Source organism: Pseudomonas sp. B6(2017) (assembly GCF_002112765.1).
Taxonomy (GTDB): Bacteria; Pseudomonadota; Gammaproteobacteria; order Pseudomonadales; family Pseudomonadaceae; genus Aquipseudomonas; species Aquipseudomonas piscis.
Window position 1 is genome coordinate 125,174 of record NZ_NEIQ01000004.1, and the last position, 12,759, is coordinate 137,932.

The 12,759-nt window shown below is 65.1% G+C and carries 15 protein-coding genes; 8 read left to right on the forward strand and 7 right to left on the reverse strand.

From position 1 onward, the window contains the following. Positions 1 to 2 precede the first annotated feature (2 nt). From rluB to CAG11_RS08220, 5 genes are all read right to left on the reverse strand, one after another. Positions 3 to 1,184: a 23S rRNA pseudouridine(2605) synthase RluB gene (gene rluB / locus CAG11_RS08200; protein WP_022642998.1), complete on the reverse strand. Its 1,182-nt coding sequence runs from the start codon at positions 1,182 to 1,184 to the stop codon at positions 3 to 5. Between the two features lie 177 nt (positions 1,185 to 1,361). Then, positions 1,362 to 2,357, reverse strand: coding sequence for an SMC-Scp complex subunit ScpB (scpB, locus tag CAG11_RS08205; RefSeq protein WP_085595935.1), 996 nt, complete (start codon positions 2,355 to 2,357; stop codon positions 1,362 to 1,364). Positions 2,358 to 2,369: 12 nt separating this feature from the next. Next, positions 2,370 to 3,068: a ScpA family protein gene (locus tag CAG11_RS08210; RefSeq protein WP_174435383.1), complete on the reverse strand. Its 699-nt coding sequence runs from the start codon at positions 3,066 to 3,068 to the stop codon at positions 2,370 to 2,372. 120 nt (positions 3,069 to 3,188) lie between these two features. Continuing rightward, the gene (locus tag CAG11_RS08215) at positions 3,189 to 3,818 is read right to left on the reverse strand and encodes an L-threonylcarbamoyladenylate synthase (RefSeq protein WP_031321142.1); all 630 of its coding nucleotides are present in this window, start codon (positions 3,816 to 3,818) and stop codon (positions 3,189 to 3,191) included. A gap of 13 nt (positions 3,819 to 3,831) precedes the next feature. Further along, positions 3,832 to 4,692, reverse strand: coding sequence for a PHP domain-containing protein (locus CAG11_RS08220; protein ID WP_031321141.1), 861 nt, complete (start codon positions 4,690 to 4,692; stop codon positions 3,832 to 3,834). 87 nt (positions 4,693 to 4,779) lie between these two features. Between CAG11_RS08220 and CAG11_RS08225 the strand changes: the two genes are divergently transcribed. From CAG11_RS08225 to CAG11_RS08250, 6 genes are all read left to right on the forward strand, one after another. Beyond that, complete coding sequence (locus CAG11_RS08225; protein ID WP_022642993.1) at positions 4,780 to 5,376, forward strand: septation protein A; 597 nt, start codon at positions 4,780 to 4,782, stop codon at positions 5,374 to 5,376. Position 5,377: 1 nt separating this feature from the next. After that, positions 5,378 to 5,677, forward strand: a complete 300-nt coding sequence (locus tag CAG11_RS08230) for a YciI family protein (RefSeq protein WP_022642992.1) — start codon at positions 5,378 to 5,380, stop codon at positions 5,675 to 5,677. Between the two features lie 109 nt (positions 5,678 to 5,786). After that, positions 5,787 to 6,197, forward strand: coding sequence for a translation initiation factor 2 (locus CAG11_RS08235; protein ID WP_022642991.1), 411 nt, complete (start codon positions 5,787 to 5,789; stop codon positions 6,195 to 6,197). Between the two features lie 7 nt (positions 6,198 to 6,204). Continuing rightward, positions 6,205 to 6,882, forward strand: a complete 678-nt coding sequence (locus CAG11_RS08240) for a response regulator transcription factor (RefSeq protein WP_085595937.1) — start codon at positions 6,205 to 6,207, stop codon at positions 6,880 to 6,882. Positions 6,883 to 7,075: 193 nt separating this feature from the next. After that, positions 7,076 to 7,513, forward strand: a complete 438-nt coding sequence (locus CAG11_RS08245) for a Spy/CpxP family protein refolding chaperone (protein ID WP_053135142.1) — start codon at positions 7,076 to 7,078, stop codon at positions 7,511 to 7,513. 64 nt (positions 7,514 to 7,577) lie between these two features. Beyond that, on the forward strand, positions 7,578 to 8,918 hold the full coding sequence (locus CAG11_RS08250; protein WP_085595939.1) for a HAMP domain-containing sensor histidine kinase: 1,341 nt from the start codon (positions 7,578 to 7,580) through the stop codon (positions 8,916 to 8,918). 80 nt (positions 8,919 to 8,998) lie between these two features. On the opposite strand, the gene CAG11_RS08255 is transcribed toward CAG11_RS08250, so the two are convergent. Further along, positions 8,999 to 9,565 (reverse strand): nitroreductase family protein, encoded by a 567-nt coding sequence (locus tag CAG11_RS08255; RefSeq protein ID WP_085595941.1) that lies wholly within the window; start codon positions 9,563 to 9,565, stop codon positions 8,999 to 9,001. 123 nt (positions 9,566 to 9,688) lie between these two features. Here CAG11_RS08255 and CAG11_RS08260 point away from each other — a divergent pair, with 123 nt between their 5' ends. Further along, positions 9,689 to 11,143: a TrkH family potassium uptake protein gene (locus CAG11_RS08260; RefSeq protein ID WP_053135149.1), complete on the forward strand. Its 1,455-nt coding sequence runs from the start codon at positions 9,689 to 9,691 to the stop codon at positions 11,141 to 11,143. Here the strand turns inward: CAG11_RS08260 and CAG11_RS08265 are convergent. Next, positions 11,100 to 12,161 carry an AraC family transcriptional regulator gene (locus CAG11_RS08265; protein ID WP_085595943.1) on the reverse strand — a complete coding sequence of 354 codons (1,062 nt, stop codon included), beginning with the start codon at positions 12,159 to 12,161 and terminating at the stop codon, positions 11,100 to 11,102. The two genes, CAG11_RS08260 and CAG11_RS08265, sit on opposite strands and share 44 nt — an antisense overlap. Positions 12,162 to 12,320: 159 nt before the next feature. On the opposite strand from CAG11_RS08265, the gene CAG11_RS08270 reads away from it, so the two are divergent. Then, positions 12,321 to 12,632 carry a DUF962 domain-containing protein gene (locus CAG11_RS08270; RefSeq protein WP_022642985.1) on the forward strand — a complete coding sequence of 104 codons (312 nt, stop codon included), beginning with the start codon at positions 12,321 to 12,323 and terminating at the stop codon, positions 12,630 to 12,632. The last annotated feature ends 127 nt before the right edge of the window (positions 12,633 to 12,759 follow it).

The following is a 12,759-nucleotide window of genomic DNA, read 5'->3' on the forward strand; positions in this document are numbered from 1 at the left end:
GCTTATTCCGGCTTGCGTCGACCGAAACCCGGACGCTGGCCGCCACCGGCCGGAGCACCACGGCGCTTGCCCGAGGGTGCATCCTGGTCCAGGCCCGGGCTTGGGCGCTTGGACTTCGGCGCAGGACGCTTGGTATCCGCCGGACGTTCGGCCACCGGAGTTCCACGGCCGGCTGCCGGGCGCGGGGCCCGTGGAGCGCGCTCGCCATCCTGGCGGCCAGCCGGTTTGCGGCCAGGGCGTTCGGCTTCCAGTTGCGGTTCGCGCGGGGCACGCGGGGCGACCGGGGCACCATTGGCCGGGCGCAGGGTACGCACACGCTCGCCCTTGGCCATCGGCCGCGAGGATTTGCGCTGCATGCGCTCCAGCCGGTCCTTGGACTTGGCATTGAGCTGCGGCATGGCTACCGGCGTCAGGCCGACTTCAGCGCTGAGCACATCGACTTCGTACTGGCTCATTTCGCGCCAGCGGCCCATGGGCAGGTCGGAGTTGAGGAACACCGGGCCGAAACGCACGCGCTTCAGGCGGCTGACCACCAGGCCCTGGGATTCCCACAGGCGGCGCACTTCACGGTTGCGACCTTCCATCACCACGCAGTGGTACCAGTGGTTGAAGCCTTCGCCGCCGGGAGCTTGCTGGATATCGGTGAACTTGGCCGGACCGTCTTCGAGCATGACGCCCGCCTTGAGGCGCTCGATCATCTCGTCATCCACCTCGCCACGCACCCGTACCGCGTATTCACGGTCCATCTCGAAAGAGGGGTGCATCAGGCGGTTGGCCAGTTCGCCGTCGGTGGTGAACATCAGCAGGCCGGTGGTGTTGATGTCGAGGCGGCCGATATTGATCCAGCGGCCTTCGCGCGGGCGCGGCAACTTGTCGAATACGGTCGGGCGGCCTTCCGGGTCGTCGCGGGTGCAGATCTCGCCGTCGGGCTTGTTGTACATGATCACGCGGCGCACCGACTCGGCGGCCTCTTCGCGCTTGACCACCTTGCCATCGATGGAAATGGCATCGTGCAGGTCGACGCGCAGGCCCAGGGTGGCCTCCACGCCGTTGACCTTGATCCGGCCCTGGCTGATCCAGGCCTCGACGTCGCGGCGCGAGCCGACGCCGATGCGGGCGAGGACTTTCTGCAGCTTCTCGCCGGCTGGACGGATTTCCTGGTCGTTCTGGTCTTTGTCGCTCATCTGGGCACCTCCCGGTGTGTCGCTTCAGGCCGAGCAGCCTGAAGGCATGGAAACAGGTTCTATGGCGATGGGCTCGCCAAAAGGTGGCGAATCATACGCTGATGGCGGCCGTTGCGCATCACAGACTAGTCGATCATCGGCCATCGTGGCGCTTTTCCGCTGGCCGGCGGCCGCGCGTCAATCCTCCAGCAGGCGCCGCTCTTGCTCGATCGCCTCGGCCAGGGCCCGGGCTTCGGCTTCTTCTTCGCTCAGCTGGGGTTCCAGGGCCGCCACGGCGGCCAGCAGCTTGGCCCGGGCCTCGGCGACACCCAGCACATCGCCCCCTTGCGCCTCGGGCGACTCGTCCGCCGGGAAGTCCGCCAGAGGCTCCAGCGGCTCACCGCTGGCAGGTTCAGGCGGTTCGCCAGCAACGGTTGCACTCGGCTCCTGCGCCTCGTGAAGCTCGTCCTGCTCGGGATCGTCACGGTGCAGATCGTCGAAATCGGTCTTGAGCCCTTCTTCCATGGAGTCCAGCTCCAGCAACAAGGTATGGAAGCTGGTTTCCTCCTGGGGCGGCTCGGGCTCGGCGCTGGCGTCGGCCAATTGCTGCAGATGCTCGGGCACCGGCGCATCGTCGAACTCCAGCACCGGCTCGGCTTCCATCTCGCGCAGCTCGGCCAGCGGCGGCAACTCGTCGAGGCTCTTGAGGTTGAAGTGATCGAGAAAGGCCTTGGTGGTGGCGAACATCGCCGGCTTGCCAGGCACGTCGCGATACCCCACCACTCGAATCCACTCGCGCTCGATCAGGGTCTTGACGATGTTGCTGTTGACCGCCACACCGCGCACATCCTCGATCTCGCCGCGGGTGATGGGCTGGCGGTAGGCGATCAGCGCCATGGTTTCCAGCAACGCCCGGGAATAGCGCTGGGGCCGCTCTTCCCAGAGACGACCGACCCAGGGAGCGAACTTCTCGCGGATCTGCAGGCGATAGCCGGAGGCCACCTCCTTGAGCTCGAAGGCCCGCCCTTCACAGGACTTGCCCAATAGCGCCAGGGCCTTCTTGAAGACCGCCGGGTCAGGCCGCTCGGCCTCCTCGAACAGCTCGTAGAGCCGCTCCAGGGACTGGGGCTTTCCCGAGGCCAACAGGAAGGCTTCGAGCAGGGAGGCCAGCTCGCGGGGTTCGTTCAGATTCATGATTTAAGCTCGTTATTCGGCTCGCGCCCGTACGTGGATGGCCGCAAAGGGCTCGTTCTGCACCAGCTCGACCAGGGACTCCTTCACCAGTTCGAGGATCGCCATGAAGGTCACCACCACCCCCAGGCGCCCTTCCTCGGCGCTGAACAGCTCGACGAAGGGCACGAAACCGCCGCCCTTGAGGCGTTCCAGCACATCGCTCATGCGCTCCCGGGTGGACAGGGCCTCGCGGCTGACCTGGTGGCTCTCGAACATGTCGCCCCGGCGCAAGACCTCGGCCATGGACATCAGCACCTCTTCCAGCGCCACGTCCGGCAACAGCTTGCGCACCTGGGCCTGGGGCGCATCGAGCTTGGGCACTAGCACCTCGCGACCGACCCGGCTCAACTCGTCGATGCCTTCGGCGGCGGCCTTGAAGCGCTCGTATTCCTGCAGGCGGCGGATCAGCTCGGCGCGGGGGTCCTGTTCTTCTTCCTCGATCTCGGCCGAACGCGGCAAGAGCATGCGCGACTTGATCTCGGCCAACATGGCCGCCATCACCAGGTACTCGGCCGCCAGCTCCAGGCGCACCGACTGCATCAGCTCCACGTAGCCCATGTACTGGCGGGTGATCTCCGCCACCGGGATATCGAGAATGTCGATGTTCTGCTTGCGAATCAGGTACAGCAGCAAGTCCAGCGGGCCCTCGAAGGCTTCGAGGAAGACCTCCAGGGCATCGGGCGGGATGTACAGGTCCAGGGGCATTTCCATGACCGCCTGGCCGTAGACCATGGCGAATGGCAGCTCCTGCTGGGCGCCGGCCTGCTCGTCGACGGTTTCCACTGCGGACATCTAGGCCTCGGCCATGAAGGGCGCTGGATCGCCGCAACCGACGCGGATCACTTGCGGCTCGCCGTCGGCGAGGCTGATCACCGTGGAGGATTCGGTGCTGCCGAAACCACCGTCGATGATCAGGTCCACCTGGTGCTCCAGCAACTGGCGCATCTCGTGCGGGTCGCTCAAGGCCTCGGTATCGCCGGGCATGATCAGGCTGACGCTCATCAGCGGCTCGCCCAGTTCGGCCAGCAACGCCAGGGCGATGGGATTGCTCGGCACCCGCAGGCCGATGGTGCGGCGCTTGGGATGCAACAGCAGGCGCGGCACTTCACGGGTGGCATTGAGGATGAAGGTATAGGGCCCGGGCACATGGGCCTTGAGCAGGCGGAAGGTGCCGGTATCGATCTTGGCGAACAGCCCCAGTTGCGAGAGATCGCTGCAGATCAATGCAAAGTTGTGCTTGTCGTCCAGTTGGCGCAGGCGCCGTACCCGCTCGATCGCGCCCTTGTCGCCCATCTGGCAGGCAACGGCGTAGGACGAATCCGTGGGATAGATCACCACACCGCCGCCACGAATGATCTCCACGGCCTGCTTGATCAGGCGTGGCTGGGGGTTTTCCGGGTGGATCTGGAAAAATTGACTCACTGTCTCTACCTGCTCAGGCGGCAATAATTGGCTCATGCTTGAACCGACACCAAAGTGGCGGCAGGTCCTCGGGGACCGGGCGGTACTCACCGATCTCGGACCAGCCCCCCGGGCCATGGAAGTCACTGCCGGCGCTGACCAGCAGTCCGAATTCACGGGCAAGGATGGACAGACTGCCCACTTGCTCCGCTGGTTGGTGACCATTGACCACCTCGATGGCGTGGCCACCGGCTTGAATATAGTCGGCAATCAGCCGGCGACGCTTGCTGCGGGTGAAATCGTAGTGCCAGGGATGGGCCAGGCTGACCCAGGCGCCGGCCTCGCGCAGGGTGGCGACGGTTTCCTCCAGGGTCGGCCAGTGCTGCTTGACGTCTCCCAGCTTGCCGGCACCGAGCCATTTGCGAAACGCCTCGGCACGATCCTTGACGAAACCCGCACGCACTAGATAGTCGGCGAAATGCGGGCGCGCCGGGGCATTACCGCTGTCGCCCAGCTCCTGCTGGATCGCCCGGGCGCCCTCCAGGGCCCCCGACATGCCCTTGAGGGCCAGCTTGCGGCTGATTTCCTCGGCACGCAGCCAACGCCCTTCATGCAGCTTGCCAATGGCCTCCACCAGCGCCGGGGCCTCGACGTCGAAGCCATACCCCAATACGTGAATGGTTGCACCGCCCCAAGTGCAGGACAGCTCGACACCGTTGACCAACTGCATGCCCAGCTCCCGGGCGGCGGCGCGCGCCTCGGCCAGGCCCTCGACGGTATCGTGGTCGGTCAGGGACAGGATTCGCACACCTTTCTCGTACGCCCGGGCCACCACCGCCGCGGGCGCCAGGGCGCCGTCGGAGGCCGTGCTATGGCAGTGCAAATCAATGTTCACGGGACGGTAAAACCTCGAATCAGCTGGCGCTTTCGCTACCTGGGATGTTTGTTATTATGCCGACACATCCTGCTTCTGGCTGCCACTGTGAAACAATTCATCGACTTCATCCCGCTGTTCCTGTTCTTCATCGTCTACAAAATCGACCCTCGCGTCGTCGACCTCGCCGGTCACGAAGTCACCCTGGGCGGCATCTACAGCGCCACGGCGGTGCTGATCATCAGTTCCCTGGTGGTCTACGGAGCGCTGTTCATCTCCCAGCGCAAGCTGGAGAAAAGCCAGTGGCTGACCCTGATCGCCTGCCTGGTGTTCGGCAGCCTGACCCTGGCCTTCCACAGCGAAACCTTCCTCAAGTGGAAAGCCCCGGTGGTCAACTGGCTGTTCGCCCTGGCCTTCATCGGCAGCCACTTCATCGGCGACAAACTGCTGATCAAGCGCATCATGGGCCATGCCCTGAGCCTGCCGGACGCAGTCTGGACCCGCTTGAACATCGCCTGGATCGCGTTCTTCCTGTTCTGTGGCGCGGCCAACCTGTTCGTCGCCTTCACCTTCCAGAGCATCTGGGTCGACTTCAAGGTATTCGGCAGCCTGGGCATGACCGTACTGTTCCTGGTGGGCCAGGGTATCTACCTGTCGCGCCATCTGCATGACACCGACTCCACCACTCCGAAAACCGAGGACTGACATGCTTTACGCAATTATTGCCACAGACGTCGCCAACTCCCTGGAAAAACGCCAGGCCGCGCGCCCGGCGCACCTGGAGCGCCTGAAGCAGCTCCAGGCCGAGGGTCGGGTGGTGCTGGCCGGCCCGCATCCAGCGGTGGACAGCGAAGATCCGGGCGCTGCGGGCTTCACCGGCAGCCTGATCGTCGCCCAGTTCGATTCCCTGGCCGCCGCCCAGGCCTGGGCCGAAGCCGATCCGTTCGTGACCGCTGGCGTCTATGGCAACGTTCTGGTCAAGCCCTTCAAGCAATCCATGCCGTAACCCCCTCCCACGCGGTGAACCTTCCCGGTTCATCGCGTTCTCAATCGCTCATTATTCTCGTTTGACGGCCGACAACCTGCCCAACATCCGATTGGAATCAGGAGTTTCGATGCGCCAAGGTCCGTTGTGCCTGTTGTTGGTCATGTTGTCGATCGGGGCCCCGGCCCTCGCCGAGGAAACCCAGGAAGGCGGGTACTCCACGCCGCTGTCCCTGAGCGCTGGTAGCCAGATCACCGAGCTGCAGCAACGCTTGAAGGAAAGCGAGCGCCAGCGCGAGGAATTGAGCAAACAGCTGCAAAGTGCCGATGCCGAACGGGAAAGCCCACAACTGGCCCGCTTGCGCCAGGAGAACCAGCGCCTCAAGCTGCAACTCAAGGAGGCCCAGGCCAACCCGACGCCGCGCCTCTTGACCGAACAGCAGCAATGGTTCATCACCGGCGGCGGCGTGGCCCTCATCGCCCTGCTCTGCGGTATCTTTGCCAGTGGCGGGCATCGCAGACGTCGACAATGGCTAAATTGAGTGATTCATGAGCGACCTGTTACTGATTGATGATGACCAGGAGCTGTGCGAGCTCCTGAGCAGCTGGCTGAGCCAGGAAGGCTTCCAGGTTCGCGCCTGCCATGACGGTCTCAGCGCCCGCCGGGCCCTGGCCGACAACACACCGGCGGCCGTGGTGCTGGATGTGATGCTGCCCGATGGCAGCGGCCTGGAGCTGCTCAAGCAACTGCGCAACGACCACCCCGAACTGCCGGTGCTGATGCTCTCGGCCCGTGGCGAACCCCTGGACCGTATCCTCGGCCTGGAGCTGGGTGCCGACGACTACCTGGCCAAGCCCTGCGACCCTCGCGAACTCACCGCCCGCCTGCGTGCCGTGCTGCGCCGTAGCCACCCGGTAGCGGCCTCCAGCCAGCTGGAACTGGGCGACCTGTGCTTCAGCCCGGTACGCGGAGTGGTCACCCTCGATGGCCAGGACATCGGCCTGACGGTTTCCGAAAGCCGCCTGCTCGAAGCATTGCTCAAGCAACCGGGCGAGCCCCTGGACAAGCAGGAACTGGCGCAGATCGCCCTGGGTCGCAAGCTGACCCTGTACGACCGCAGCCTGGACATGCACGTGAGCAACCTGCGCAAGAAGATCGGCCCCCATCCTGACGGACGCCCCCGGATCGTCGCCCTGCGCAGCCGCGGCTACTACTACAGCCTCTAGCCACTGGCCCGTAGCCGCCTGGCTACGGGGTCGCCGTCCCGGAACAAGCGACAACGTCACCTACGGCGGTTTTGTCAGGAGGCCGGTCTCGCGTCTTTACCCAAGCTTTACCCTCAGCTGACCGCCGCTGACCTTGATGTGCGTAACCTGAACTCATCCGGAACCGACCGGGAATGAGACAAGGAGACACACCATGCGCAAGACCCTGATCGCCCTGATGTTCGCCGCCGCCCTGCCGACCGTGGCCATGGCCATGCCCGAAGGCAACGGCCCCATGGGCCCGATGGATGGCCCACGGCATAGCGAGCACATGCGTGGCAAAGGCCCCTGGAGCCAGCTGGACCTGAGCCGCGAACAGCGCCAGCAGATCGGCAAGCTGATGGGCGAGCAAATGCACGAACGCAAGGCGCTCGTGGAGAAATACCTGGAGAAACTCTCCCCGGCCGACCAGAAGGCCATGAAGGACGAGCTGGCCGCCAAGCACCAGAAGACCCAGGCCGATATCCGCGCCCTGCTCAAGCCTGAACAACAGAAGCAGTTCGACGCCAACCTCAAGAAACAGGAAGAACGCCGCGCCGAATGGGCCCAGTTCAAGGCCTGGAAAGCGCAACAGCCGCAAAAAGCGCAATAATGCGCTAGCGTCCCCACCAGCCCAGTGGCCCCGCCACTGGGCTTCGTGCATTCAAGGAGTCTTTGTGCGTTCATTGTTCTGGCGTGTCCTGGCCAGCTTCTGGCTGGCCATTGCCCTGGTTGCCGGGCTGTCGATCCTGCTGGGCCACATGCTCAACCAGGACGCCTGGATCCTCAGCCGCCACCCGGGCCTGAACAACCTTTCCGAGCAATGGACGCAGACCTACGAGGAACAAGGCGAAGACGCTGCCCAGGAAGTCCTCCAGCAGCGCAAGCGCCAATATCACATCGACGTCCAGGTGCTCAACGAAAGCGGCGACCCGGTGGTACGCGGCACCTTCCCACGCCGCGCGGCCGCCTTCGAGGCACGACAGAACAACGATGACCGACGCCTGCCCTGGCGCCGCCTGACAGCCGAATACACCAGCCCGCGAACCGACGACACCTACCTGTTCATCTACCGCATTCCGCACCCTGAACTGAACGCCTGGCATCGCGACAGCCTCACCTGGCCCCTCAGCGCCCTGGCCATCGCCCTGGTGGTGCTGACCCTGTTCAGCCTGCTGGTGACGCTATCGATTACCCGCCCCCTGAGCCGCCTGCGAGGCGCGGTGCACGACCTGGGCCAGACTACCTACCAGCAGAACAGCCTGGCCCGCCTGGCCAACCGCCGTGACGAATTTGGCGTGCTGGCCCGAGACTTCAACCGCATGGGTTCGCGCCTGCAGGGGCTGATCGGCAGCCAGCGCCAACTGCTGCACGACGTATCCCATGAACTGCGCTCGCCCCTGGCACGCCTGCGCATCGCCCTGGCGCTGGCGGAACGGGCCGCGCCCCAGGAGCGCGAACAGCTCTGGCCGCGACTGACCCGTGAATGCGATCGCCTGGAAGCCTTGATCAGCGAGATCCTGGTCCTGGCCCGGGTCGATGCCGACAACGCCAGTGCCGAGCAGGTGGACCTCAATGCCCTGCTCCTGGCCTTGCAGAAAGACGCACAGCTGGCTTGCTCCGAGCAACTGGTACAGATCGAGGCCCAGCCCCAGCTGCAAATACGTGGCTGGCCCACCCTGCTCGAACGGGCCCTGGACAACCTGCTGCGCAATGCGCAGCGCTTCAACCCGGCCGGGCAACCGATCGAGGTCCAGGCCCGGCGCCAGGGCGAACGAATCCTGATCAGCGTGCGCGACCGTGGCCCCGGGGCGCCCGAGGAGTACCTGGCCCAGCTGGGCGAGCCGTTCTTCCGTGCCCCCGGGCAAAGCGCCGCCGGGCACGGCCTGGGCCTGGCCATCGCGCGCCGCGCGGCAGAGCGCCACGGCGGCAGCCTGGTCCTGGACAACCATGCCCAGGGCGGTTTCATCGCCACCCTGGAACTGCCGCTGGTGCCCGGCGCCGTGGTCCAGGCCTGAATGCACAACGGGCAAGTCGTTGCCACCAGAGCCGATGACGACGTACTTGCCCGCTGGTAACGCGAGATTGCTGGAGCCGGTCAGGCCTTGGCGGTCCAGGCGCTGACGAACTCGCTGGTATCGACTTTGGGCGCGATCCGCGGCTCGTTCAGTGGTGTCCCCAGATACAGGAAGGCGATGACTTCTTCCCCTTCAGCCAAGCCCAGGCCCTTGGCCACATGGGGCGAGTAGGACAGCTCGCCGGTACGCCACACGGCGCCGATGCCCTGGGCGTAGGCCGCCAGCAGGATGCCATGGGCCGCACAGCCTGCAGCCAGCAGTTGCTCGCTGCGGGGCACCTTGAAGTGCTCTTGCAAGCGGGCGACCACCACGACCACCAGGGGCGCGCGCAGCGGCATGGCGCGGGCCTTGTCCACTGCCGCCTGGGTCACTTCGCCGCCCTGCAGTTGCACCGCCTCGACCAGCAGCTCGCCCAGGCTGTCGCGCGCCTCGCCCTCCACCGTCAGGAACCGCCAGGGCCGCAGCTGGCCGTGATCGGGAGCACGCAGGGCCGCGGCGAACAGCGCCTCACGCTGCTGCGCGTTGGGAGCAGGCTCCACCAGGCGTGGCACGGAAACACGGTTGAGCAAAGCGTCGAGAGCCTCCATCGGCCACCTCCTTGGAAAAAATGTCCGGCTATTCTAGCGGTATCCGCTAACCGGATGCCTGGTTTACATGCCCTGCCTCGCAGGTAGAATGAGCGCCTTTCTCTTCCAGCCCGAGCTGAACACATGGCGTTGCCGACCCTCAGGATCATTGGTTTCATCATCGGCATCTTCCTGATCACCCTGGCCATCGCCATGGTCGTGCCCATGGCGACGCTGGTGATCTTCGAGCGCACCGGCGACTTGCCGTCGTTCCTCTGGGCCAGCCTGATCACCTTCATCGCCGGCCTGGCCCTGGTGCTCCCGGGGCGGCCCGAGCATGTGCACCTGCGCCCCAGGGACATGTACCTGCTGACCGTCTCCAGCTGGGTGGTGGTGTGCATCTTCGCCGCCTTGCCGTTCCTGCTGACCCAGCACATCAGCTACACCGACTCGTTCTTCGAGAGCATGTCCGGCATCACGGCCACCGGCTCCACGGTGCTCAGCGGGCTGGACGACATGTCCCCGGGGATCCTGATCTGGCGTTCGTTGCTGCACTGGCTGGGAGGCATCGGCTTCATCGGCATGGCGGTGGCGATCCTGCCGCTGCTGCGCATCGGTGGCATGCGCCTGTTCCAGACCGAATCCTCGGACCGCTCGGAGAAGGTCATGCCGCGCTCGCACATGGTGGCCCGGCTGATCGTCGCCACCTACGTGGGCATCACCATCATCGGCAGCCTGGCGTTCTGGTGGGCCGGGATGAACGTGTTCGATGCCATCAACCATGCCATGTCGGCAATTTCCACCGGCGGCTTCTCCACCTCGGACGAATCCCTGGCCCACTGGAAGCAACCAGCGGTGCACTGGGTGGCCGTGCTGGTGATGATCCTCGGCAGCCTGCCGTTCACCCTGTACGTGGCCACCCTGCGTGGCAACCGCCGGGCGCTGCTCAAGGACCAGCAAGTCCAGGGGCTGCTGGCCATGCTGCTGGTGACCTGGCTGGTACTGGGCACCTGGTACTGGTGGACCACCAACCTGCATTGGCTCGATGCCCTGCGCCACGTGGCGCTGAACGTGACCTCGGTAGTCACTACCACCGGATTCGCCCTGGGCGACTACAGCCTGTGGGGCAATTTCTCGCTGATGCTGTTCTTCTACCTGGGTTTCGTCGGTGGCTGCTCGGGTTCTACCGCCGGCGGGATCAAGATCTTCCGCTTCCAGGTGGCCTACATCCTGCTCAAGGCCAACCTCAACCAGCTGATCCACCCTCGGGCGGTGATCAAGCAGAAGTACAACGGTCATCGCCTGGACGAGGAAATCGTCCGCTCGATCCTGACTTTTTCGTTCTTCTTCGCCATCACCATCTGCGTGATCGCCCTGGCTTTGTCGCTGCTGGGCCTGGACTGGATGACCGCCCTGACCGGCGCCGCCAGCACCGTTTCCGGCGTAGGCCCGGGCCTCGGGGAAACCATCGGCCCGGCGGGCAACTTCTCTACCCTGCCGGATGCCGCCAAGTGGATCCTGTCCCTGGGCATGCTCCTGGGGCGCCTGGAGATCATCACGGTGTTCGTGTTGTGTATTCCGGCGTTCTGGCGTCATTGACCGAGGCCGGCAACTCCGCCAGCCGCGCCCGGTACTCGCCGGGCGTGGCATCGAACCAGCGGCGGAAGGCCCGGAAGAAGTTGCTCGGATCGGCGAACCCCAACAGATAGGCGATCTCCAGCAACGTCATGTTCGGCTGCGCCAGGTACTGCTCGGCCAGTTCCCGGCGCGTGTCGTCGAGCAGCGCCTGGAAGCTGGTGCCCTCTTCCTGCAGGCGACGCTGCAAGGTGCGCTGGGACAGGTGCAGGATCTGCGCCACCCGCTCGCGCTTGGGCTCGCCTTGGGGCAACAGGCGGCATAGCACCTGGCGCGCCTTGTGGGTCACCCGGCTTTCGGAGAAACGCGCCAGGTACTCGCCGGCAAACCGGTCGTGCAGCTGGGCCATGGCCTCGTTGGCAGTGGGCAACGTGCTCTCCATGTCGGCCCGCTCGAAGATCAGCGCATCGAAGGGCGCGGCGAACATCAGCGGCGCATGGAACATGTCCTTGTAGGGCTGGGTGTCCTCGGGTTGCGGTCCCTGCAGCATCACCTTGCGTGGCCGCAGGTCACGGCCGGTGAGCCAGCCGCACAGGGCCAGGGCGCAGGCCAGGGACGCCTCGGCGCTCTGCCGGGTCGGCGGCAGGTGGTCGCCATGCACCGTGAGGATCAACGCATAACCTTCGGGCAACAGGCGAAAGCTCAGGTCGGCGCTTTCGGCAATGATCCGCTGGTAGCGCACCAGGCGCTGGAAACCCTCGGCCAGGGTCCGGCTCGACATCAGGGCATAACCGGCCACATTGAAGGATGCCGGGCGCACCACCTTGCCCATGTTCAAACCGATCGCCGGGTTGCCGGACAGCTCCACCGCCCGCAGCCACAACCGGGTCATGGAGTCCTGGGTGAAACGCGCGTCCGGATCTTCTAGGGCGGCATAGTCGAGCCCCAGCTGCTCGAACAGGACACGACAATCCAGGCCATCCATTTCCAGGGCCTTGACGATTCCCAGGGTCCAGCTCGCCGACGTGGTTCGTTCGCTCATGGGGGCTTCTTATATGATGAGCCGCAGGTAACGGCCAATTTCGCAAGGATACTAAAGTGGCGCCTATTGTCACTGGCCGCTGCGGCCCGGGACTCTAGACTCAGGTAGGCTCCTTGCAGAACACCCGCTCACATAACAACAAGCACCGAGACCGCAGCCATGGAAAACGTCCGCCAGTTCCACAGCTTCGCCGAGTTCTACCCCTATTACCTGAGCGAGCACAGCGACAGCACCTGCCGCCGCCTGCACTTCATCGGCACCACCCTGGTGATCTTCCTCCTGGCCCTGGCCATCGGCAAAGGTGCCTGGCTGTTGCTGCTGGCCTTGCCGGTGGCGGGCTACGGCTTCGCCTGGGTCGGGCATTTCTTCTTCGAGAAGAACCGCCCCGCGACCTTCCAGCATCCGCTGTACAGCCTGCTGGGCGACTTCGTCATGTACCGCGACATGCTGCTGGGCAAGGTGCCCTTCTAGACCGGGCCGCTGCCCGAGGGGAAATGTTGCAGCAAAGGCAGCGCCAGGCTCATCGCCGCCAGGTTGCTGCGCTAAATAGCTTCAGGACGGGCTGCCCGAGCCGGGCTGCCCGGCTCACGCCCACCCA

Coding starts and splice junctions, on each gene's coding strand:
- CAG11_RS08230 (WP_022642992.1), top strand. CDS start 5,378: ATGCTTTACGCAATTATTGCCACAGACGTCGCCAACTCCCTGGAAAAA.
- CAG11_RS08240 (WP_085595937.1), top strand. CDS start 6,205: ATGAGCGACCTGTTACTGATTGATGATGACCAGGAGCTGTGCGAGCTC.
- CAG11_RS08245 (WP_053135142.1), top strand. CDS start 7,076: ATGCGCAAGACCCTGATCGCCCTGATGTTCGCCGCCGCCCTGCCGACC.
- CAG11_RS08260 (WP_053135149.1), top strand. CDS start 9,689: ATGGCGTTGCCGACCCTCAGGATCATTGGTTTCATCATCGGCATCTTC.
- CAG11_RS08235 (WP_022642991.1), top strand. CDS start 5,787: ATGCGCCAAGGTCCGTTGTGCCTGTTGTTGGTCATGTTGTCGATCGGG.
- CAG11_RS08270 (WP_022642985.1), top strand. CDS start 12,321: ATGGAAAACGTCCGCCAGTTCCACAGCTTCGCCGAGTTCTACCCCTAT.
- rluB (WP_022642998.1), bottom strand. CDS start 1,184: ATGAGCGACAAAGACCAGAACGACCAGGAAATCCGTCCAGCCGGCGAG.
- CAG11_RS08265 (WP_085595943.1), bottom strand. CDS start 12,161: ATGAGCGAACGAACCACGTCGGCGAGCTGGACCCTGGGAATCGTCAAG.
- scpB (WP_085595935.1), bottom strand. CDS start 2,357: ATGAATCTGAACGAACCCCGCGAGCTGGCCTCCCTGCTCGAAGCCTTC.
- CAG11_RS08255 (WP_085595941.1), bottom strand. CDS start 9,565: ATGGAGGCTCTCGACGCTTTGCTCAACCGTGTTTCCGTGCCACGCCTG.